Source organism: Enterobacter cloacae complex sp. 370H10, from assembly GCF_050031535.1.
Classification (GTDB): domain Bacteria; phylum Pseudomonadota; class Gammaproteobacteria; order Enterobacterales; family Enterobacteriaceae; genus Enterobacter; species Enterobacter intestinihominis.
Map to the genome: position 1 here is coordinate 3,944,205 of NZ_JBLGWG010000001.1, position 19,071 is coordinate 3,963,275.

Genomic DNA, 19,071 nt, shown 5'->3' on the forward strand with positions numbered 1-19,071 from the left:
TTTATGCTCTGCCCCTATGAAATCTCCCCGTCTCCCCATCGCCATTCAGCAAGCCGTCATGCGCAGCCTGCGGGAAAAACTCGCCCAGGCCAACCTGAAGCTCGGCCGCGATTATCCTGAACCGAAGCTGGTCTATCAGCAGCGTGGCACCGCGGCAGGCACCGCGTGGCTGGAATCGTATGAGATCCGCCTGAATCCGGTGTTGATGATGGAAAATCAGCAGGCGTTTATCGAAGAAGTGGTGCCGCACGAGCTGGCCCACCTTCTGGTGTGGAAACACTTTGGCCGCGTCGCGCCGCACGGCAAAGAGTGGAAATGGATGATGGAGGCGGTGCTCGGCGTTCCGGCTCGCCGCACCCACCAGTTCGAGCTGGAATCGGTACGCCGCAATACGTTTCCCTACCGCTGCCAGTGCCAGCAGCACCAGCTTACCGTCCGCCGTCACAACCGCGTGGTGCGCGGCGAGGCTACCTATCGCTGCGTAAAGTGCGGCGAACCACTGGTGGCGGAATAATCACTCGAACTTTCAGGAACTTTCCTGATCTGACTGATTGCATACGGGAACAACATTCGTTACGTTGCGGGCTCGTTTTGACACGGAGTGTAAGATGTCCCGTAATGTTTCTCTCGCAGTCGCTTTTCTGGCGACGGCGCTCTCCGGCCATGCTCTGGCCGACGGTATTCACAGTTTCTCACAGGCAAAAACCGCAGGCGTAAAGATTAACGCCGACGTACCGGGTGATTTCTACTGCGGCTGTAAAATTAACTGGCAGGGTAAGAAAGGGGTCGTGGATCTGGGATCCTGCGGCTATAAGGTGCGCAAGAACGAGAACCGCGCCAGCCGAATCGAATGGGAACACGTTGTTCCGGCCTGGCAGTTTGGCCACCAGCGCCAGTGCTGGCAGGACGGTGGACGTAAAAATTGCGCAAAAGATCCGGTCTACCGCCAGATGGAAAGCGATATGCACAACCTGCAACCCGCCGTGGGTGAAGTCAATGGCGACCGCGGAAACTTCATGTACAGCCAGTGGAACGGTGGCGAAGGCCAGTACGGTCAGTGCGCCATGAAGGTCGATTTCAAAGAGAAACTCGCCGAACCGCCTGCCCGCGCGCGCGGCAGCATCGCCCGCACTTACTTCTATATGCGCGACCGCTACGATCTCAACCTTTCCCGCCAGCAGACGCAGCTCTTCAATGCCTGGGACAAGCTCTACCCGGTGACGGACTGGGAATGCCAGCGCGACGAACGTATCGCCAAAGTCCAGGGGAATCACAACCCTTACGTCCAGCGGGCTTGCCAGGCGCAAAAGAGCTAACCTACACTACGGCAATTCGCTTATATCGCATGACACATGGAATTTCTGACTATGCGCATCCCTCGCATCTATCACCCTGAACTGATTACCCCAGGCGGCGAAATCGCCCTGTCTGATGATGCCGCAAACCACGTAGGCCGCGTGCTGCGCATGGGCGCAGGCCAGGCGATTCAGCTCTTTGACGGCTCAAATCAGATTTTTGACGCTGAAATTACGCGCGCCGATAAAAAAAGCGTGCACGTGAAGGTGCTGCGTGGCGACGTGGACGACCGGGAATCCCCGCTGCACATTCACCTTGGCCAGGTGATGTCGCGCGGGGAAAAGATGGAGTTCACCATTCAGAAATCCATTGAACTGGGTGTAAGCCTCATTACGCCACTTTTTTCTGAGCGCTGCGGCGTTAAACTGGATGCGGAACGTCTGAACAAAAAGATCCAGCAGTGGCAGAAAATTGCCATTGCAGCCTGTGAACAGAGTGGCCGCAACCGCATCCCGGAGATCCGCCCGGCGATGGATCTGGAGGACTGGTGTGCAGAAGAGGAAAGCGGGCTTAAGCTTAATCTTCATCCGCGCGCCAGCGCCAGCATCAATACGCTGCCGCTGCCCGTTGAGCGTGTACGCCTGCTGATTGGCCCGGAAGGCGGCCTGTCGGCTGACGAAATCGCCATGACGGCGCGTTACCAGTTTACTGATATTCTGTTGGGACCTCGCGTTCTGCGCACTGAGACAACGGCACTCACCGCCATTACCGCCCTACAGGTGCGATTTGGCGATCTGGGTTGAAGCAAAGCCTGACCCATAACCGGAGAAGAACATGATTAAGCTCGGCATCGTGATGGACCCCATCGCAAACATTAACATTAAGAAAGATTCCAGCTTCGCTATGCTGCTGGAAGCGCAGCGTCGCGGCTATGAACTCCACTATATGGAGATGAACGATCTGTACCTGATCAACGGTGAAGCCCGCGCACGTACCCGCATCGTTAACGTCGAGCAGAACTACGAAAAATGGTACGAATTCGGCACCGAGCAGGATATTGCCCTGGCCGACCTTAACGTGATCCTGATGCGTAAAGATCCGCCGTTCGACACCGAATACATTTACTCCACCTATATCCTTGAGCGTGCCGAAGAGAAAGGCACGCTGATCGTCAACAAGCCGCAGAGCCTGCGCGACTGCAACGAGAAGCTCTATACCGCATGGTTCTCTGACCTGACGCCGGAAACGCTGGTCACCCGCAGCAAAACGCAGCTGAAAGAATTCTGGCAGAAGCACGGCGACATCATCATGAAGCCGCTGGACGGCATGGGCGGCGCATCGATCTTCCGCGTGAAAGAGGGCGACCCGAACATTGGCGTAATTGCCGAAACGCTGACCGAGCTGGGGACCCGCTACTGCATGGCGCAAAACTATCTGCCAGCCATTAAAGACGGTGACAAGCGTGTGCTGGTTGTAGACGGCGAGCCGGTGCCTTACTGCCTGGCGCGTATCCCACAGGGTGGTGAAACCCGTGGCAACCTGGCGGCCGGAGGTCGTGGCGAACCGCGTCCGTTAAGCGAAAGCGACTGGGAAATTGCCCGCCGCGTCGGCCCTACGCTGAAAGCCAAAGGCCTGATCTTCGTTGGCCTCGATATTATCGGCGATCGTCTGACCGAAGTGAACGTCACCAGCCCGACCTGCATTCGTGAAATCGAAGCGGAATTCCCGATCTCGATCACCGGAATGCTGATGGACGCTATCGAAAAACGTTTACAGAAATAACCTGTGACAGCGCCTGTGTTTATCCCCATACTGGGCGCTGTCGCTTTTTAAACCAGGAAACAGTACCTCTGACAATGAATTTACAGCATCACTTTCTTATTGCCATGCCTGCTCTCCAGGATCCGATTTTCCGCCGCGCCGTGGTCTATATTTGCGAATACAACGAAGACGGCGCAATGGGGATTATCATCAATAAGCCGCTGGAAAACCTTCAGGTTGAAGGCATTCTGGACAAGCTGAAAATCCCTGCTGAAGCGCGGCTGCCGGAAATCCGTCTTGATAAACCGGTGATGCTCGGCGGACCGCTTGCAGAAGATCGTGGCTTTATCCTGCATACCCCGCCGGTTTTCTCGTCCAGCATTCGTATCTCCGATAACACCGTCGTCACCACCTCTCGCGATGTGCTCGAAACACTGGGCACGGCAAATCAGCCTTCTGAGGTGCTGGTTGCGCTCGGCTACGCTTCCTGGGAAAAAGGGCAGCTGGAACAAGAAATTCTGGACAACGCCTGGCTGACGGCCCCTGCGGATATGAATATCCTGTTTAAAACCCCTATCGCCGATCGCTGGCGTGACGCGGCAAAACTGATTGGCATTGATATTCTGACCATGCCTGGCGTTGCGGGGCACGCGTAATGAGCGGCACCCTTCTCGCCTTTGACTTCGGCACCAAAAGCATCGGCGTCGCTGTGGGTCAACGGATCACCGGCACCGCCCGCCCGCTCACGGCGCTGAAAGCTAACGACGGCACGCCGGACTGGAACCTTATTGAGCGCTTGCTCAAAGAGTGGCAGCCGGACGACGTGATTGTCGGTCTGCCGCTGAACATGGACGGCACCGAGCAGCCGCTTACCGCCCGCGCACGCAAGTTCGCGAACAAAATCCATGGCCGCTTTGGCGTCTCCGTTAAGCTGCACGATGAACGTTTGAGCACCGTCGAGGCACGCGCTGGCCTGTTCGAGCACGGTGGCTTCCGGGCGTTGAACAAAGGCAGCGTGGATTCAGCTTCAGCCGTCATTATCCTCGAAAGCTATTTCGAACAGGGTTACTGAGCGCCGGGGCCTACAGCCGCCCCTGCGCCCGTCGCTCCGCCAGACTCTGCTCAAAGTTCTGCATCCCCGCCTGCTGCCCCGTTTGAATAATGCCCGGCAGTTGCCAGGTTTTGCCTTCGCGGATCAGGTTTGCCGCCGCCGACGTATTCACCAGTAGCTCATACAGCGCCACGCGCCCGCCCTGGACATCCTGACGCAGCTTCTGCGCCAGTACCGCACGCAGGCTTCCCGCCAGCTGATTACGAACCGGATCTTTCTCCTGCGCCGGGAAGGTATCGACCAGGCGCTCGATCGCCTGCGCCGCACCGCGCGTGTGCAGCGTGGCCAACACCAGATGGCCAGTCTCAGCCGCCGTCAGCGCCAGGCGTATCGTCTCGCTGTCGCGCAGCTCACCAAGCAGAATCACATCCGGATCTTCACGCAGCGCACTGCGCAGGGCCTCGGCAAAGGACGGGCTATGCTGGCCTATCTCCCGCTGCCGGATGAGGCAACGTTGGCTCTGGTACATAAACTCCACCGGATCTTCCAGGGTCAGAATGTGCCCGTCCGTATGGTGATTGAGAAAATCGACCATCGCGGCCAGGGTGGTCGATTTCCCGCTGCCGGTGGCGCCGGTGACCAGAATCAGGCCATTGTCATTGGACAAAAGCTCCGGGATCGCGCGCGGCACGCCTAGCGCAGAGAGCTGCGGACACGTCAGCGGCAACAGGCGTAGCGCGATCGAAACGCCGTGCATATGCTTAAACGCACTGCCGCGCAGCCGCTGACCGCCTGTGAGGGTAACGGCAAAATCTACCTGCCCGTTTGCCCACCAGGCACCCTGCTGCTCGTCATTGAGCCACGCTTTTAATAACGCCTCCACATCCGGGGGCGGAAACGGCGCAGGTTCAAGACGGCCTGACCTGCGCCAGCGCGGTGGTGAATCACTGCACAGGTGTAGATCGGAGACGTTATGCTTTACACTAAGGGCCACAATTTCTTCCACATCCATAGACAACTCCTCGGAAAATGAACGACATTGCGCATAACCTGGCACAGGTCCGGGACAAAATCTCAGCCGCGGCAACGCGTTGCGGCCGTGCTTCAGAAGAAATTACGTTGCTTGCAGTCAGCAAAACCAAGCCTGCGAGCGCCATCGCAGAAGCGATAGCCGCCGGTCATCGTGCCTTTGGTGAAAACTATGTGCAGGAAGGCGTAGATAAGATTCGCGTTTTCCGGGAGCGGGGAAATACAGACCTGCAGTGGCACTTTATCGGTCCGCTACAGTCGAACAAAAGCCGTCTGGTAGCAGAGCACTTCGACTGGTGTCACACCATCGATCGTCTGCGTATCGCTACCCGTTTGAGCGACCAGCGCCCTATGGAGATGCCAGCGCTTAACGTGCTGATTCAAATCAACATCAGTGATGAAAACAGCAAGTCCGGCATTACGCTGAGCGAACTGGATGCGCTGGCGGCGGACGTGGCGGCGCTGCCGCGCTTAACCCTGCGCGGACTGATGGCCATTCCGGCACCAGAGTCAAGTTATGAAAGGCAGTTTGCCGTAGCACAGCAAATGGCTGTAGCATTTGAGGCGCTTAAAGCGCGCTATGACACGGTAGACACGCTTTCTCTGGGCATGTCGGACGATATGGAAGCCGCCATCGCGGCAGGCAGCACCATGGTGCGCATCGGCACAGCAATTTTCGGTGCGCGCGATTACACCCAATAATAAGGAAACCTGAGGAACGCCATGAAGACGTTGACTTTCCTGCTTTCAACGGTCATTGAACTGTATACGATGGCGCTGCTACTGCGCGTCTGGATGCAGTGGGCCCGTTGTGATTTTTACAATCCATTCTCACAATTTATCGTGAAAATCACGCAGCCCATTGTGGGGCCGCTTCGCCGCATCATTCCGGCAATGGGGCCGATTGACAGTTCATCTCTGCTGATGGCGTTTATTCTGAGCGTTATCAAAGCGATCGTGCTGTTTATGGTCATCACTTTCCAGCCGATTATCTGGATTTCAGCCGTTCTGATCCTGGTTAAAACCGTCGGCTCGCTGATCTTCTGGGTCCTGCTGGTGATGGCGATTATGAGCTGGGTAAGCCGGGGCCGTAGCCCGGTGGAGTACGCGTTGATTCAGCTGACTGAACCGTTACTGCGTCCGATCCGTAGCCTGCTGCCTGCGATGGGCGGAATCGACTTCTCCCCGATGCTTCTCGTTTTGCTGCTGTACGTGCTGAATATGGGTATCGCGGAACTGTTACAGGCGACGGGTAATATGCTGCTGCCGGGGCTGTGGATGGCGTTATGAGTGCAGTTAGCCCCTGCGCCGACGGGCTGGTTTTACGGCTGTACATTCAGCCGAAAGCCAGCCGCGACAGCATTGTTGGGCTGCATGGCGACGAGCTAAAAGTCGCCATCACTGCCCCGCCCGTTGACGGCCAGGCGAATGCGCATCTGACTAAATATCTGGCAAAACAGTTTCGCGTCGCTAAAAGCCAGGTCATCATTGAGAAAGGTGAACTTGGCCGGCATAAACAGGTAAAAATCCTTAACCCGCAATCTATCCCGACGGAAGTCGCGGCTCTGACAAAACAGGACTAAACCATGCAGAAAGTTGTTCTCGCCACCGGTAACGCCGGTAAAGTGCGCGAGCTGGCCTCGCTATTACATGATTTTGGGCTGGACGTGGTGGCTCAGACCGAGCTGGGCGTGGACTCCGCCGAAGAAACCGGCCTGACGTTTATCGAAAACGCCATTCTGAAAGCGCGCCATGCGGCGCAGATCACCGGGCTGCCCGCGATTGCCGATGACTCCGGTCTGGCCGTGGATTTTCTGGGCGGTGCGCCGGGGATTTACTCCGCCCGCTATTCCGGGGTGGACGCCACCGACCAGCAGAACCTGGAAAAGCTGCTTGTGGCCCTGAACGACGTCCCTGACGAACAGCGTACCGCGCAGTTCCACTGCGTGCTGGTCTACATGCGTCACGCGGAAGATCCCACGCCGATTGTCTGTCACGGCAGCTGGCCGGGCGTGATCACCCGTGAAGCGGCGGGCAACGGCGGCTTTGGTTACGACCCGATTTTCTTTGTCCCGACCGAGGGCAAAACCGCTGCGGAACTCACCCGCGAAGAGAAAAGCGCGATCTCCCACCGTGGACGCGCCCTGAAACTGTTACTGGAAGCACTGCGTAATGGCTAATTTGCCACCTCTGAGTCTTTATATTCACATCCCATGGTGCGTGCAGAAATGCCCGTACTGCGATTTCAACTCGCACGCGCTGAAGGGCGAAGTGCCGCACGATGATTACGTCGCGCATCTGCTGGCCGATCTGGATGCCGATGTACCGTACGCACAGGGACGTGAAGTGAAGACCATTTTTATTGGTGGCGGTACGCCGAGCCTGCTTTCAGGCCCGGCGATGCAGACTTTGCTGGACGGTGTGCGCGCACGTCTGAAGCTGGCAGCGGATGCTGAAATTACGATGGAAGCCAACCCGGGCACCGTTGAGGCCGACCGTTTTGTCGAGTATCAGCGCGCGGGTGTGAACCGTATCTCTATCGGCGTGCAGAGCTTTAGCGAGCCAAAGCTGAAGCGCCTGGGGCGCATTCATGGCCCGGAAGAGGCAAAGCGCGCGGCGAACCTGGCAACGGGGCTTGGGCTGCGCAGTTTTAACCTCGATTTGATGCACGGCCTGCCGGATCAGTCGCTGGAAGAAGCGCTGGACGATTTGCGTCAGGCAATTGAACTGAACCCGCCGCATCTGTCGTGGTATCAGTTGACCATTGAACCGAACACCCTGTTTGGTTCCCGTCCTCCGGTGCTGCCGGACGATGACGCGCTGTGGGATATCTTCGAGCAGGGCCACCAGCTTTTGACCGCGGCGGGGTATCAGCAATACGAAACCTCGGCGTATGCGAAGCCGGGCTATCAGTGTCAGCACAACCTGAACTACTGGCGCTTTGGTGATTATCTGGGGATTGGCTGCGGGGCACACGGCAAAGTGACCTTCCCGGACGGGCGCATTCTGCGTACTGCCAAAACGCGTCATCCGCGCGGGTTTATGGAAGGCCGCTACCTGGAGCGTCTGCATGACGTCGAGGCGGTGGATAAGCCGTTTGAGTTCTTTATGAACCGCTTCCGTCTGCTGGAAGCCGCACCGCGCGCGGAGTTTGCGCTCTACACCGGGTTGTCAGAGTCGGTGATTCGTCCGCAGATTGACGAGGCGTTGGCGCAGGGGTATCTGACCGAGTGTAATGAGTACTGGCAGATCACCGAGCACGGTAAGCTGTTCCTAAACTCCCTTCTTGAGCTGTTCCTCGCTGAAAATCCTGAAGGCTGATTCAGGATTTTACATCCCGTTCTGCTGGTTGAGGGGAAGGCTGGCAGAGTGTGGGGATGGAAAAATCAAAACAACTCCGCAAACAAATGACACCCGAAGAATTACGCCTCTGGTATCTGCTCAGAGGTCGCCGCTTCTTTGGGTATAAGTTTCGCCGACAGATGCCGGTTGGGCCGTACATCGTGGATTTTGCCTGCTTTAAGGCGAAACTGATTGTTGAGCTGGACGGGGGGCAACATCAGGATAAAGAGGCCTATGACTCTCGTCGCACCGAGTTTTTGAATGCGAACGGCTGGGAAGTCGTACGGTTCTGGAATCATGAATTCAGGGCTAATGAGGAGGAGATGCTGATGGCTATTCTGCAACGATTGCAATGCCTGATGCCCTCACCCTAACCCTCTCCCACAGGGAGAGGGAACTGGTTACTCCCTCTCCCCTGGGGAGAGGGCCGGGGTGAGGGGCCCTACGCGCAGAGGCGTTACTTCAGCGTCCCCACCAGCGCCTTCCGGCTGTCTTCCAGGAACACCACGCGTTTACACACGTCTTTGCCGAACTGCTGGAAATCGGCTTCCTGATTCTTCCACTCGTTCTGAATCGAGGTTTGCAGTCCGCCCAGGCTACCCAGTACACCCTGCAACGGATTACCGCCGCCTTTCAGCACCGCTTTGGCGCCCATCTCGTTGATGCTGTCCTGGAGAATGCCGCCCATCGCCTGGTTCACCAGCTGCTGACCGTCGGCTCGCACCTGATCGATCGCCTTATAGTGGAACGTCAGGCCATCAGAGCGCGTCTCAATAATGCGGTTCATCTGTTCTTTCAGCTGTTTATCCAGCTTCGTCAGGCGGGTGCGCATATTGCTGCTCTCCCCCACCTCTTTGGTGATGATTTTATCCAGCGCCACGCGGCCCTTCTCAACGCGGGTCAGCGCGCCATCGTTTATCCATGGCAGCGCGGTACGCAACTCGGCCTGGTAGTCCATCGCCTGCTCGCGCTGGGCGGCCGTCAGGTTTTGCTGTTTGCCGTTAAACGTCACGTTGCCATCCGGCGTGATCACCAGATTGCCATTCTCGCCCTTAACCTGCACGGTTTGCGGGCTTAATACCACGTCGTCACGCGGGGTGACGCTACATTTATACTCCGCATGGGCGGTGGTTCCGATTGCCAGTAAAGCAACCGCCAGCAACGTTTTACGCATCTTCAACACTCCCTCAGACAAAATGGGCCAGCTAATGCTGGCCCCGTTCTTGCTTTATTAGTCCCACCAAACGTCGAAAAGTTCGCTGACGCGGACATCTTCCAGTTTGTGGTCTTCAAGCCATTTGCGTACCAGCGCCTGATGTTCTTCGGTGCATTTCCCCACTTCCTGGGTGCAAATCAGACCTTCCCACGCCAGATAGCCGCTACCGTCGAAGGCCAGCTTGTTGGGTTCGATCACCTCGTTGATGAACGCATCAACGTCCTGATCGATCTGCTCAACGCTGGTGCCTTCCGGGAAACGCCAGGCAACGGAGAAACCCACTTCCTGGAATTCTTCGATGTGCATCTTTTTACGCAGACGACGGCTACGATTCTTTGCCATTATTTCACCCTCTCGAACATTAAGTCCCATACGCCGTGACCAAGACGATGGCCACGCTGTTCAAATTTTGTCACCGGACGTGAATCCGGACGCGGTACGTAGTCGTTGCTTTCAGACTGGTTTTTATACCCGTCCAGCGACGACATCACTTCCAGCATGTGTTCCGCATAAGGTTCCCAGTCGGTCGCCATGTGGAAGACGCCGCCCAGCTTAAGCTTACTTTTCACCAGCTCGGCAAACGGCGCCTGAACGATACGGCGTTTATTATGACGCGCTTTGTGCCACGGGTCAGGGAAAAAGAGCTGAACCATGTTCAAAGAATTGTCAGGAATCATTTTATGCAGCACTTCCACCGCGTCGTGACACATAACGCGCAGGTTCTCAACGCCCTCTTCGTGGGCCGTTGCCAGACACGCACCGACGCCTGGCGAGTGCACTTCAATACCGAGGAAGTTCTGCTCCGGGCGCGCTTTCGCCATAGTGACCAGCGAGGTGCCCATACCGAAACCGATCTCCAGCGTCACTGGCGCATCGCGGCCAAACAGCTCGGTAAAGTCGAGCGGCTGCTCGCTGAACTCAACGCCCATCACCGGCCAGTAGTTGTCCAGCGCGTGTTGCTGCCCTTTTGTCAGGCGGCCCTGACGGCGGACAAAGCTGCGAATACGGCGCAGCGGGCGACCGTTTTCATCAAATTCCGGTGAAATGACGTCGTTTTTCATAAAAGAGTTGTCTGCTTGTGAGAGTGTACGGGAAACGGGCATTATCCAAAGTTAAGGCTTCTATGCAAGCATGGGAAAGATCCGGTTTACAGCAGATTGACGCTGTGCTGCAATCTGCCTCCCTGATTAAGCGAATCGATGACCATGCAAGCCTCTCAATTTTCAGCCCAGGTGCTGGACTGGTACGACAAATACGGGCGTAAAACCCTGCCCTGGCAAATTGAAAAAACGCCTTACAAAGTATGGCTCTCCGAGGTGATGTTGCAACAAACGCAGGTCGCGACGGTCATTCCTTATTTCGAGCGTTTTATGGCGCGCTTCCCGACAATCACCGATCTGGCCAACGCGCCGTTAGACGAGGTACTGCACCTGTGGACAGGCCTCGGCTATTACGCCCGCGCGCGCAACCTGCACAAAGCCGCACAGCAGGTCGCCACCCGCCACAACGGTAAATTCCCGGAGACCTTTGACGAGGTGGCGGATTTGCCCGGCGTCGGGCGTTCAACCGCAGGCGCAATCCTTTCCCTGTCTTTAGGCAAGCATTTCCCTATTCTCGACGGCAACGTCAAGCGCGTGCTGGCACGCTGCTACGCCGTAGAAGGCTGGCCGGGCAAGAAAGAGGTTGAGAAGCGCCTGTGGGAGATCAGTGAAGCGGTCACTCCGGCGAAAGGGGTGGAGCGTTTTAACCAGGCGATGATGGATCTGGGCGCGATGGTCTGCACCCGTTCAAAGCCGAAGTGCGAACTCTGCCCGGTAAATAACCTCTGCGTGGCCTATGCGAACCACTCCTGGGCGCAGTATCCGGGGAAAAAACCGAAGCAGACGCTGCCTGAACGCACCGGGTACATGCTGCTGATGCAGCATGGCGACGAGGTGTTTCTCGCCCAGCGCCCGCTGAGTGGCCTGTGGGGTGGTCTATACTGCTTCCCACAGTTTGAGGATGAAGCTTCGCTTCGGGCATGGCTTGAACAGCGCGGCATTGCGGCCGATACCCTGACGCAACTCAACGCGTTCCGTCATACCTTCAGCCATTTCCATCTGGATATTGTGCCTATGTGGCTTCCCGTGTCCTCATTCACCTCCTGCATGGATGAAGGCACCGCTCTCTGGTATAACTTAGCGCAACCGCCATCAGTCGGGCTGGCGGCTCCCGTGGAGCGCCTGTTACAGCAATTACGTGTCGGTGCAATGGTTTAGCATCGGCAAGACAAAGAGGAATGAGTATGGCCAGAACCATTTTTTGTACTTTCCTGCAGCGCGACGCTGAAGGCCAGGATTTCCAGCTCTACCCGGGCGACCTGGGTAAACGCATTTACAACGAGATCTCCAAAGAAGCCTGGGGACAGTGGCAGAAAAAACAGACCATGCTGATCAACGAGAAAAAGCTCAGCATGATGAACCCGGAACACCGCAAGCTGCTGGAGCAGGAGATGGTGAACTTCCTGTTCGAGGGTAAAGACGTCCACATCGAAGGCTATACGCCACCGGAAAAATAATACTCTGCGGCTGCTGCCCGGCGGCGCTGCGCTTGCACGGGCCTACGGTTATGTAGGCCGGGTAAGCGCAGCGCCACCCGGCAACAGCAACCTCAAAGCAAACACAACACGCACTCCCGGAATGATGAAAAAACTATTAGCGCTAGCACTTGTTGCGCCGTTGCTTGTGTCTTGTTCTTCCAAAAAGGGCGATAGCTATAACGAAGCCTGGGTTAAGGACACCAACGGTTTTGACATTTTGATGGGGCAGTTTGCCCATAACATCGAGAACATATGGGGATTTAACGAAGTTCTTATTGCCGGACCGAAGGACTACGTTAAGTATACCGACGCCTATCAGACCCGTAGCCACATCAACTTCGATGACGGTACGATTACGATTGAAACCATCGCGGGGACTGAACCTGCGGCGCATTTACGTCAGGCCATCATCAAAACCCTGCTGATGGGCGACGATCCGGGATCTATCGATCTCTACTCTGATGCCGATGACATTACTATCTCCAAAGAGCCGTTCCTGTATGGGCAGGTCGTTGACCAGAACGGTCAGCCGATTCGCTGGGAAGGTCGCGCGACGAACTTCGCAGACTATTTGCTGCAAACGCGCCTGAAAAGCCGCACCAATGGCCTGAAGGTGATCTATAGCGTTACGATAAACCTGGTGCCGAACCACCTCGACAAGCGTGCGCATAAGTATCTGGGCATGGTGCGTCAGGCGTCGCGTAAGTATGGCGTGGATGAGTCGCTGATCCTGGCGATTATGCAGACCGAATCCTCGTTCAACCCGTATGCGGTGAGCCGTTCCGACGCGCTGGGGCTGATGCAGGTTGTGCAGCACAGCGCCGGTAAAGACGTGTTCCGCGCGCAGGGGAAATCCGGTACGCCGAGCCGCAGCTACCTGTTTGACCCGCAAAGCAACATTGATACCGGTACCGCATATCTGGCGATGCTGAACAATGTTTATCTCGGCGGGATTGATAACCCGACTTCACGTCGCTATGCGGTGATCACCGCCTACAACGGCGGCGCGGGCAGCGTCCTGCGCGTCTTCTCGAACGATAAAGTTCAGGCCGCGAACATCATCAACAGCATGGCGCCGGGGGATGTCTACTCAACCCTCACCACTCGCCACCCGTCTGCGGAATCCCGCCGCTATCTGTATAAGGTAAATACGGCGCAGAAGAACTATCGTCGTCGCTAGAAACCAACACCCCCCTCACCCTGCCCTCTCCCCAAAGAGGAGAGGGTTAGGGTGAGGGGGCATCAGACCGCACCCATCTCATCCCACCCATACAAAAATGCTATTTGCATCACAATCCAAACTGCAAATTAATGTGGATTGCATTTTTTTGCGGGAGGTAACAAAACATATCGTTGCCAACTGATAGAATTGCATCAAATAACAACCCTGAATGTTCCTATAACAACATATCTCCCGCTCACTTGTGAGGAAAGTAACATGAACCTTAAGCTGCAGCTTAAAATCTTGTCGTTTCTGCAGTTCTGCCTGTGGGGTAGTTGGCTGACTACACTCGGCTCCTATATGTTTGTGACGCTCAAGTTCGATGGTGCGTCAATCGGTGCCGTCTACAGCTCGCTGGGTATTGCGGCTGTTTTCATGCCAACGCTGCTCGGTATCGTGGCAGATAAATGGTTAAGTGCGAAATGGCTGTATATGCTTTGCCATCTGGTGGGTGCGGGGACGCTGTTTATGGCGGCCGAAGTGACCACGCCGGGGGCGATGTTTATGGTGATCCTGCTTAACTCGCTGGCGTATATGCCAACGCTTGGCCTGATCAACACCATCTCCTACTACCGCCTGAAATCTGCCGGTCTGGATATCGTCACCGACTTCCCGCCAATCCGTATCTGGGGCACCATCGGCTTTATCATGGCAATGTGGGGCGTGAGCTTCGCGGGCTTCGAGCTGAGCCACATGCAGCTGTATATTGGTGCCGCGCTCTCCGTGCTGCTGGCGCTGTTCACCCTGACGCTGCCCACCATTCCGGTTTCTAACCAGCAGAAAAACCAGAGCTGGAGCACCATGCTTGGCCTGGACGCCTTCGCCCTGTTCAAAAACAAGCGCATGGCGATCTTCTTTATTTTCTCCATGCTGCTGGGGGCGGAACTGCAAATCACCAACATGTTCGGTAATACCTTCCTGCACAGCTTCGATAACGATCCGCTGTTTGCCGGGAGCTTTATCGTTGAACACGCGTCGGTGATGATGTCCATCTCGCAGATCTCTGAGACGCTGTTCATCCTGACCATCCCGTTCTTCCTGAGCCGCTACGGCATCAAGAACGTCATGCTGATCAGTATCGCTGCCTGGATGTTGCGCTTCGGTCTGTTCGCCTACGGCGACCCAAGCGCGTTCGGTACCGTGCTGCTGGTTCTGTCGATGATTGTTTACGGCTGCGCCTTCGACTTCTTCAACATCTCCGGCTCGGTGTTTGTAGAAAAAGAGGTGAAACCTGAAATTCGCGCCAGCGCGCAGGGCATGTTCCTGATGATGACCAACGGCTTCGGCTGTATTCTGGGCGGCGTGGTGAGCGGTAAAGTGGTTGAGATGTATACCACCAACGGCATCACCAACTGGCAGCCAGTGTGGCTGATCTTCGCCGGGTACTCACTGGTGCTGTTCTTCGCGTTCATCGTGCTGTTCAAGTACAAGCACGTACGCGAACCACACGGTGCGCAGCCGATCGCGCATTGATTGTTGTGCCCGGTGGCGCTGCGCTTACCGGGCCTACAAAACCAGACCGTAGGCCGGGTAAGGCGTAGCCGCCACCCGGCTATTTTATTCCAGAAAGCACCCACCCCACCGACAGCAAATCCGCGCTGCCGCCCGGGCTCAGATTGCGTTCAATCAATGCCTTATCCATCTTCAGCAACGCCTCGCAGTCCCAGCCGTTAGCCAGTAATTCCCGCGCGTAGCCCTGAACGTAGCGCAGCCCCTCAATGCCGCCGCGCGAAACGAGATTGCTGTCCTGATTTACCGCCATCAGGCGCAACAGCAGGGCGTGAAGCGACTGACCGTTCCACGCATCCAAAGCCTTACGCACCGTGCTGAAGCCGCTTTCTGCCTCACCGCGCGCGCCGGTTAAACCGTACTGTTGAAACTGTCGCTCTCCCGCCGTTGCCTGCCCGCTGCGCCCGCCCAGTTCCCGCGCCACCAGCCCACGACAGATGTTACTAACCTCACAACAGAGGCTATCCGCAGAGATATTTTTCACACGTCCGGCGGCGAAGCAGAGCAAACCAAGGGCAAAAATCCCGCCCTTGTGCGTGTTCACCCCGCCCGTGGCGGCGTACATCGCCTGCTCGCAGGCCATTCCCATCGGGCGGATAATCCGCAACTGCTGATCGGCAGGTTTGGCCGCATGTGCTTCACCCAGTTCCGCAAAACGTGCAAACCACGGCGTAATCGCCGCAATGCTGTGGAGGAATAAGGTATGGTCCATATCGTGATGGGAGCCGTTATTGAGCCTGTCCACCAGCCCCGGTTTGGGCGTCAGCTCCAGCTCCTGCCACAGCGCCTCTGCGGCAAGCGCAGGAACATCAACCGGGCGCGGTTTAGTCGCGAGCAAACCAGTCATCTATCATTTTCTCCACGCGGGAAACCACCTGCTCAACGGGATGGTGCCGAGAACGGGAACAGGCGTGGGCAGGCTCGTCGCAAATCAGACAGCGCCTGAGGTGTGAACCCAACGACTGACGGCCAACGTGGCCGTTTTCAGGGCAGATCACATCCAGATCCCACAGTCTGCCGAGCGGGTGCGTCTGCTCCAGTTCAGCACAGTGCGCTTTAATTTCCGCCGCCGGATGCGCGACGCACCACAGCGCTTCAGGTCCGGTGGGTAGCCAGAGCACCTGGCGGTCCAGCACCTGCCAGCGGTTTTCCCACAGCAGCTGGTCGCACATCTGTAACGCCACGCCCATGGTGTTGCGATAGCGCAGGCTGTCTTTAATTTGCCCGGTCGTGACCAGCGTTAGGGAGATCACCGGTTGTTGATGGTGCGTAAGCCAGTCAGCCTGACGGGCTGCGCGGCGCTCTTTCGCCGCCAGCAGCGCGTCCAGGCTGACACCCGTCCGCACGGGTGTCGCAATAGTCATATTCACTCCTTTACCTGTCGAACGGTGTCGATCACGCTGCCGTCGCGGTAGCGGATCACCCCGACAATTTTGTCGGTGAACTCAATCGGTTTCGGTACGCCGGTCAGGGAAATCGCCCGCTCATAGAGCGCGTTGATATCTACAACCTTCAGGCCTGCTTCCATGAGTCGTTCGCGGATCTCCGGGCGCGCCGGGTTGACCGCAATACCGTGGTCGGTGACCAGCACGTCAATGCTCTCCCCCGGCGTGAGGCGCGTGGTAACGCGCTTCACAACGGTCGGGATGCGGCTTCGCAGCAGCGGCGCGACCACAATGGTCAGGTTGGCTGCCGACGCCACGTCGCAGTGCCCGCCGGATGCGCCGCGCATCACGCCGTCGGATCCGGTGATGACGTTGACGTTAAAATCGACGTCGATTTCCAGCGCGCTGAGGATCACCACGTCGAGCTGGTCGCAGCTTGCCGCCTTGCTGCCGGGGTTGGCGTAGACGTTGGTGGAGATCTCCACGTGGTTCGGGTTGCGCGCCAGCGAGGCCGCTGCCTGGCCGTCAAAGCACTGGGTGTCGAGCAGCTTTTCGATGAGCCCCTTCTCGTGCAAATCCACCAGGCTGCCGGTGATACCGCCAAGGGCGAAGCGCGCCTTCACGCCGCTGCGCTCCATCTTCTCTTCCATAAAGCGGGTGCAGGCGGTGGCCGCCGCACCGGAGCCGGTCTGCATTGAGAAACCTGGTTTGAAATAGCCTGAGTGCTCAATCACGTCCGCCGCATAGCGGGCAATCATCAGCTCGCGCGGGTTGCTGGTGACGCGCGCCGCACCGACGCTGATTTTCGCCGGGTCGCCCACGCTCTCCACCTGCACGATGTAGTCCACCTGATCCTGCACCAGGCTGGCGGGCATATTCGGGAACGGCACCAGTTCTTCGGTCAGCAGCACCACCTTACGGGCAAAGTGTGCGTCCACCATGGCGTAGCCCAGCGAACCGCAACACGATTTGCCCTGCGTGCCGTTGGCGTTGCCAAACTCATCGCTGCACGGCACGCCAAGAAATGCCACGTCGATATTCAGCTCGCCATCCTGGAGCAGCTTCACGCGCCCGCCGTGGGAGTGAATTTGTACCGGCTCGTCCATCAGCCCGTGGGAGATGGCCTCCGCCAGCCTGCCGCGCATACCGGAGGTGTAAATTCGGGCGATCACGCCGCTTTGAATATGCTCGATCAGCGCGTCGTTGCAGGTCATCAGCGAGCTGGAGGCCAGGGTCAAATTTTTAAAACCCATCCGCGCCAGCAGCGCCACAACGGTGTTGATCACCCGGTCGCCTTCGCGAAAGGCATGGTGGAAAGAGATGGTCATCCCGTCCTGCAAGCCGCTGCGCATGACGGCTTCTTCGAGGGAGGCGCAAAGCTTACGGTTGTGTTTCGCCTCGCTGTCCGCCAGCCACGGCGTCGCGCTGTGGGCGGTATCAAAAGGCTTCAGATCCCGCAGATGGGGGAAATTCACATGGAGAAGTTCTGTCTGATTCATTATGTCATCCTTACCGACGCACGCCGGAGGCTGCCGCGCGCTCCAGCACCACCTGCGCGTGGTTAATAATCGGTGCATCCACCATTTTGCCGTTGAGCGAGACCACGCCCAGGCTGTTACGCTCGCCCTCTTCTGCCGCCTCAATCACCCGTTTGGCGTGCTCCACCTCTTCCTGAGTCGGGGCGTAGGCGTTGTGCAGCAGGTCAATCTGGCGCGGGTTAATCAGCGATTTGCCGTTAAAGCCCATCTTGCGGATCAGGTCGACCTCGCGCAGGAACCCGGCTTCGTCGTTAACGTCTGACCACACCACGTCGAAGGCGTCGATGCCTGCCGCGCGGGCGGCGTGCAGCACGGCGCAGCGGGCGTAGAACAGCTCGGTGCCGTCGCCGCGCTCGGTCTGCATGTCCATTACGTAGTCAAAGGCGGCCAGCGCGATGCCGATCAGGCGCGGGGAGCTGCGGGCAATCGCCACGGCGTTGATGACGCCAATGGCCGATTCAATCGCCGCCATCACGCGGGTGGAACCCACTTCGCGCCCGCACTCCTGCTCAATGCGCTCCAGGTGGCCTTCCAGCTCGTAGATATCGTCCGGGGTGTCGGTTTTCGGCAGGCGAATCACGTCTACGCCCGCGCGCACGGCGGCCTCCAGATCCAGCAGGCCAAACGGCGTGCTCAGCGGGTTAATACGCACCACGGTTTCGATATCCTGATACATCGGGTGCTGCAACGCGTGGAACACCAGCATGCGTGCGGTGTCTTTCTCGCGCAGGGCCACGGCGTCCTCAAGGTCAAACATGATGGAGTCGGGGCGGTAGATAAAGGCGGTGGAGAGCATGGCGGCATTGGCGCCCGGCAGGAACAACATACTGCGGCGGAGTTTGCTCATTTCAGCGCCCCCCAGTTGATGGCCTGTTCATCGGCGGCACGCAGAAGCGCGCTTTGCAGGCGGGCGCGGATCACACAGTCCAGCGCCCCTTTGTCTTCAATAATGATTAATCCCTGGTGCACGTTCATGGCGCGCAATGTGTCGTTGACCACCTGGCGTATTTGCTCGCCAAACTGCTTAATCACTTCACTGTGGATGACAATCTCCAGCTCACCGTGAGCGGGGGCGATTTTCACCATCAGGTCGCTGGACTCCTGCGTTCCGGCCAGCGCCTCCCTTACAATATTCATGATAAAT

The 19,071-nt window shown here is 57.4% G+C and carries 25 protein-coding genes; 16 read left to right on the forward strand and 9 right to left on the reverse strand.

Annotation, left to right across the window (positions count from 1 at the left end):
- Positions 1-16: 16 nt before the first annotated feature.
- The 6 genes from ACQG2Q_RS19390 (at position 17) to ruvX (ending at position 4,129) form a co-directional block, all read left to right on the forward strand.
- Positions 17-514 (forward strand): SprT family zinc-dependent metalloprotease, encoded by a 498-nt coding sequence (locus tag ACQG2Q_RS19390; RefSeq protein ID WP_032621896.1) that lies wholly within the window; start codon positions 17-19, stop codon positions 512-514.
- A gap of 94 nt (positions 515-608) precedes the next feature.
- The gene (gene endA / locus ACQG2Q_RS19395; protein WP_022649352.1) at positions 609-1,316 is read left to right on the forward strand and encodes a deoxyribonuclease I; all 708 of its coding nucleotides are present in this window, start codon (positions 609-611) and stop codon (positions 1,314-1,316) included.
- A gap of 51 nt (positions 1,317-1,367) precedes the next feature.
- Positions 1,368-2,099 (forward strand): 16S rRNA (uracil(1498)-N(3))-methyltransferase, encoded by a 732-nt coding sequence (gene rsmE, locus ACQG2Q_RS19400; protein ID WP_003860033.1) that lies wholly within the window; start codon positions 1,368-1,370, stop codon positions 2,097-2,099.
- 31 nt (positions 2,100-2,130) lie between these two features.
- Positions 2,131-3,078: a glutathione synthase gene (gshB, locus tag ACQG2Q_RS19405; protein ID WP_003860032.1), complete on the forward strand. Its 948-nt coding sequence runs from the start codon at positions 2,131-2,133 to the stop codon at positions 3,076-3,078.
- A gap of 74 nt (positions 3,079-3,152) precedes the next feature.
- Positions 3,153-3,713: a YqgE/AlgH family protein gene (locus tag ACQG2Q_RS19410; RefSeq protein ID WP_022649353.1), complete on the forward strand. Its 561-nt coding sequence runs from the start codon at positions 3,153-3,155 to the stop codon at positions 3,711-3,713.
- Positions 3,713-4,129 carry a Holliday junction resolvase RuvX gene (gene ruvX, locus ACQG2Q_RS19415; protein ID WP_006811925.1) on the forward strand — a complete coding sequence of 139 codons (417 nt, stop codon included), beginning with the start codon at positions 3,713-3,715 and terminating at the stop codon, positions 4,127-4,129. Before ACQG2Q_RS19410 ends, ruvX begins: the two co-directional genes overlap by 1 nt.
- Positions 4,130-4,139: 10 nt before the next feature.
- Here the strand turns inward: ruvX and ACQG2Q_RS19420 are convergent, their stop codons facing one another.
- Positions 4,140-5,120 carry a type IV pilus twitching motility protein PilT gene (locus ACQG2Q_RS19420; protein WP_032676501.1) on the reverse strand — a complete coding sequence of 327 codons (981 nt, stop codon included), beginning with the start codon at positions 5,118-5,120 and terminating at the stop codon, positions 4,140-4,142.
- A gap of 17 nt (positions 5,121-5,137) precedes the next feature.
- Here ACQG2Q_RS19420 and ACQG2Q_RS19425 point away from each other — a divergent pair, with 17 nt between their 5' ends.
- The 6 genes from ACQG2Q_RS19425 to ACQG2Q_RS19450 are packed head-to-tail and all read left to right on the forward strand — an operon-like array spanning position 5,138 to position 8,853.
- Positions 5,138-5,839, forward strand: coding sequence for a YggS family pyridoxal phosphate-dependent enzyme (locus ACQG2Q_RS19425; RefSeq protein ID WP_022649355.1), 702 nt, complete (start codon positions 5,138-5,140; stop codon positions 5,837-5,839).
- A 21-nt stretch (positions 5,840-5,860) separates the two neighbouring features.
- Positions 5,861-6,427, forward strand: coding sequence for a YggT family protein (locus tag ACQG2Q_RS19430; protein ID WP_003860024.1), 567 nt, complete (start codon positions 5,861-5,863; stop codon positions 6,425-6,427).
- Positions 6,424-6,720 carry a DUF167 family protein YggU gene (gene yggU, locus ACQG2Q_RS19435; protein ID WP_022649356.1) on the forward strand — a complete coding sequence of 99 codons (297 nt, stop codon included), beginning with the start codon at positions 6,424-6,426 and terminating at the stop codon, positions 6,718-6,720. The genes ACQG2Q_RS19430 and yggU overlap by 4 nt, the downstream gene beginning before the upstream one ends.
- Before the next feature lie 3 nt (positions 6,721-6,723).
- Positions 6,724-7,317, forward strand: coding sequence for an XTP/dITP diphosphatase (locus tag ACQG2Q_RS19440; protein WP_022649357.1), 594 nt, complete (start codon positions 6,724-6,726; stop codon positions 7,315-7,317).
- Positions 7,310-8,458, forward strand: coding sequence for a radical SAM family heme chaperone HemW (gene hemW / locus ACQG2Q_RS19445; protein ID WP_063850051.1), 1,149 nt, complete (start codon positions 7,310-7,312; stop codon positions 8,456-8,458). The genes ACQG2Q_RS19440 and hemW overlap by 8 nt, the downstream gene beginning before the upstream one ends.
- Before the next feature lie 56 nt (positions 8,459-8,514).
- Positions 8,515-8,853 (forward strand): endonuclease domain-containing protein, encoded by a 339-nt coding sequence (locus ACQG2Q_RS19450; protein WP_023298571.1) that lies wholly within the window; start codon positions 8,515-8,517, stop codon positions 8,851-8,853.
- A gap of 83 nt (positions 8,854-8,936) precedes the next feature.
- On the opposite strand, the gene ACQG2Q_RS19455 is transcribed toward ACQG2Q_RS19450, so the two are convergent.
- The 3 genes from ACQG2Q_RS19455 to trmB are packed head-to-tail and all read right to left on the reverse strand — an operon-like array spanning position 8,937 to position 10,756.
- Positions 8,937-9,653, reverse strand: coding sequence for a DUF2884 domain-containing protein (locus ACQG2Q_RS19455; protein WP_063850053.1), 717 nt, complete (start codon positions 9,651-9,653; stop codon positions 8,937-8,939).
- 57 nt (positions 9,654-9,710) lie between these two features.
- On the reverse strand, positions 9,711-10,037 hold the full coding sequence (locus ACQG2Q_RS19460; RefSeq protein WP_003862421.1) for a YggL family protein: 327 nt from the start codon (positions 10,035-10,037) through the stop codon (positions 9,711-9,713).
- Positions 10,037-10,756 carry a tRNA (guanosine(46)-N7)-methyltransferase TrmB gene (gene trmB / locus ACQG2Q_RS19465; RefSeq protein WP_022649361.1) on the reverse strand — a complete coding sequence of 240 codons (720 nt, stop codon included), beginning with the start codon at positions 10,754-10,756 and terminating at the stop codon, positions 10,037-10,039. Before trmB ends, ACQG2Q_RS19460 begins: the two co-directional genes overlap by 1 nt.
- A gap of 144 nt (positions 10,757-10,900) precedes the next feature.
- Between trmB and mutY the strand changes: the two genes are divergently transcribed.
- The 4 genes from mutY (at position 10,901) to ACQG2Q_RS19485 (ending at position 14,968) form a co-directional block, all read left to right on the forward strand.
- Positions 10,901-11,953, forward strand: a complete 1,053-nt coding sequence (gene mutY / locus ACQG2Q_RS19470; RefSeq protein ID WP_169809095.1) for an A/G-specific adenine glycosylase — start codon at positions 10,901-10,903, stop codon at positions 11,951-11,953.
- Positions 11,954-11,979: 26 nt separating this feature from the next.
- Positions 11,980-12,252 carry an oxidative damage protection protein gene (locus ACQG2Q_RS19475; protein WP_003862425.1) on the forward strand — a complete coding sequence of 91 codons (273 nt, stop codon included), beginning with the start codon at positions 11,980-11,982 and terminating at the stop codon, positions 12,250-12,252.
- A gap of 124 nt (positions 12,253-12,376) precedes the next feature.
- Entirely contained in the window at positions 12,377-13,453 is a 1,077-nt protein-coding gene (gene mltC, locus ACQG2Q_RS19480; protein ID WP_426759260.1) for a membrane-bound lytic murein transglycosylase MltC, read from the forward strand.
- 258 nt (positions 13,454-13,711) lie between these two features.
- The gene (locus ACQG2Q_RS19485; protein ID WP_022649364.1) at positions 13,712-14,968 is read left to right on the forward strand and encodes a nucleoside permease; all 1,257 of its coding nucleotides are present in this window, start codon (positions 13,712-13,714) and stop codon (positions 14,966-14,968) included.
- Positions 14,969-15,047: 79 nt separating this feature from the next.
- On the opposite strand, the gene citG is transcribed toward ACQG2Q_RS19485, so the two are convergent.
- The 5 genes from citG to citD are packed head-to-tail and all read right to left on the reverse strand — an operon-like array spanning position 15,048 to position 19,064.
- Entirely contained in the window at positions 15,048-15,851 is an 804-nt protein-coding gene (citG, locus tag ACQG2Q_RS19490) for a triphosphoribosyl-dephospho-CoA synthase CitG (RefSeq protein ID WP_048966725.1), read from the reverse strand.
- Positions 15,829-16,368, reverse strand: a complete 540-nt coding sequence (gene citX / locus ACQG2Q_RS19495; protein ID WP_096216715.1) for a citrate lyase holo-[acyl-carrier protein] synthase — start codon at positions 16,366-16,368, stop codon at positions 15,829-15,831. Before citX ends, citG begins: the two co-directional genes overlap by 23 nt.
- Positions 16,369-16,370: 2 nt before the next feature.
- Positions 16,371-17,888, reverse strand: coding sequence for a citrate lyase subunit alpha (citF, locus tag ACQG2Q_RS19500; protein WP_045308348.1), 1,518 nt, complete (start codon positions 17,886-17,888; stop codon positions 16,371-16,373).
- 10 nt (positions 17,889-17,898) lie between these two features.
- Positions 17,899-18,774 carry a citrate (pro-3S)-lyase subunit beta gene (gene citE / locus ACQG2Q_RS19505; protein WP_096216714.1) on the reverse strand — a complete coding sequence of 292 codons (876 nt, stop codon included), beginning with the start codon at positions 18,772-18,774 and terminating at the stop codon, positions 17,899-17,901.
- Positions 18,771-19,064 (reverse strand): citrate lyase acyl carrier protein, encoded by a 294-nt coding sequence (citD, locus tag ACQG2Q_RS19510; protein ID WP_017382935.1) that lies wholly within the window; start codon positions 19,062-19,064, stop codon positions 18,771-18,773. The genes citE and citD overlap by 4 nt, the downstream gene beginning before the upstream one ends.
- Positions 19,065-19,071 lie beyond the last annotated feature (7 nt).

Coding starts and splice junctions, on each gene's coding strand:
- ACQG2Q_RS19440 (WP_022649357.1), top strand. CDS start 6,724: ATGCAGAAAGTTGTTCTCGCCACCGGTAACGCCGGTAAAGTGCGCGAG.
- ACQG2Q_RS19460 (WP_003862421.1), bottom strand. CDS start 10,037: ATGGCAAAGAATCGTAGCCGTCGTCTGCGTAAAAAGATGCACATCGAA.
- mutY (WP_169809095.1), top strand. CDS start 10,901: ATGCAAGCCTCTCAATTTTCAGCCCAGGTGCTGGACTGGTACGACAAA.
- ACQG2Q_RS19430 (WP_003860024.1), top strand. CDS start 5,861: ATGAAGACGTTGACTTTCCTGCTTTCAACGGTCATTGAACTGTATACG.
- ruvX (WP_006811925.1), top strand. CDS start 3,713: ATGAGCGGCACCCTTCTCGCCTTTGACTTCGGCACCAAAAGCATCGGC.
- ACQG2Q_RS19425 (WP_022649355.1), top strand. CDS start 5,138: ATGAACGACATTGCGCATAACCTGGCACAGGTCCGGGACAAAATCTCA.
- trmB (WP_022649361.1), bottom strand. CDS start 10,756: ATGAAAAACGACGTCATTTCACCGGAATTTGATGAAAACGGTCGCCCG.
- gshB (WP_003860032.1), top strand. CDS start 2,131: ATGATTAAGCTCGGCATCGTGATGGACCCCATCGCAAACATTAACATT.
- ACQG2Q_RS19420 (WP_032676501.1), bottom strand. CDS start 5,120: ATGGATGTGGAAGAAATTGTGGCCCTTAGTGTAAAGCATAACGTCTCC.
- mltC (WP_426759260.1), top strand. CDS start 12,377: ATGAAAAAACTATTAGCGCTAGCACTTGTTGCGCCGTTGCTTGTGTCT.
- ACQG2Q_RS19475 (WP_003862425.1), top strand. CDS start 11,980: ATGGCCAGAACCATTTTTTGTACTTTCCTGCAGCGCGACGCTGAAGGC.
- citG (WP_048966725.1), bottom strand. CDS start 15,851: ATGACTGGTTTGCTCGCGACTAAACCGCGCCCGGTTGATGTTCCTGCG.
- yggU (WP_022649356.1), top strand. CDS start 6,424: ATGAGTGCAGTTAGCCCCTGCGCCGACGGGCTGGTTTTACGGCTGTAC.
- rsmE (WP_003860033.1), top strand. CDS start 1,368: ATGCGCATCCCTCGCATCTATCACCCTGAACTGATTACCCCAGGCGGC.
- ACQG2Q_RS19450 (WP_023298571.1), top strand. CDS start 8,515: ATGGAAAAATCAAAACAACTCCGCAAACAAATGACACCCGAAGAATTA.
- ACQG2Q_RS19390 (WP_032621896.1), top strand. CDS start 17: ATGAAATCTCCCCGTCTCCCCATCGCCATTCAGCAAGCCGTCATGCGC.
- citF (WP_045308348.1), bottom strand. CDS start 17,888: ATGAATCAGACAGAACTTCTCCATGTGAATTTCCCCCATCTGCGGGAT.
- ACQG2Q_RS19485 (WP_022649364.1), top strand. CDS start 13,712: ATGAACCTTAAGCTGCAGCTTAAAATCTTGTCGTTTCTGCAGTTCTGC.
- citE (WP_096216714.1), bottom strand. CDS start 18,774: ATGAGCAAACTCCGCCGCAGTATGTTGTTCCTGCCGGGCGCCAATGCC.
- citX (WP_096216715.1), bottom strand. CDS start 16,368: ATGACTATTGCGACACCCGTGCGGACGGGTGTCAGCCTGGACGCGCTG.
- citD (WP_017382935.1), bottom strand. CDS start 19,064: ATGAATATTGTAAGGGAGGCGCTGGCCGGAACGCAGGAGTCCAGCGAC.
- ACQG2Q_RS19455 (WP_063850053.1), bottom strand. CDS start 9,653: ATGCGTAAAACGTTGCTGGCGGTTGCTTTACTGGCAATCGGAACCACC.
- hemW (WP_063850051.1), top strand. CDS start 7,310: ATGGCTAATTTGCCACCTCTGAGTCTTTATATTCACATCCCATGGTGC.
- ACQG2Q_RS19410 (WP_022649353.1), top strand. CDS start 3,153: ATGAATTTACAGCATCACTTTCTTATTGCCATGCCTGCTCTCCAGGAT.
- endA (WP_022649352.1), top strand. CDS start 609: ATGTCCCGTAATGTTTCTCTCGCAGTCGCTTTTCTGGCGACGGCGCTC.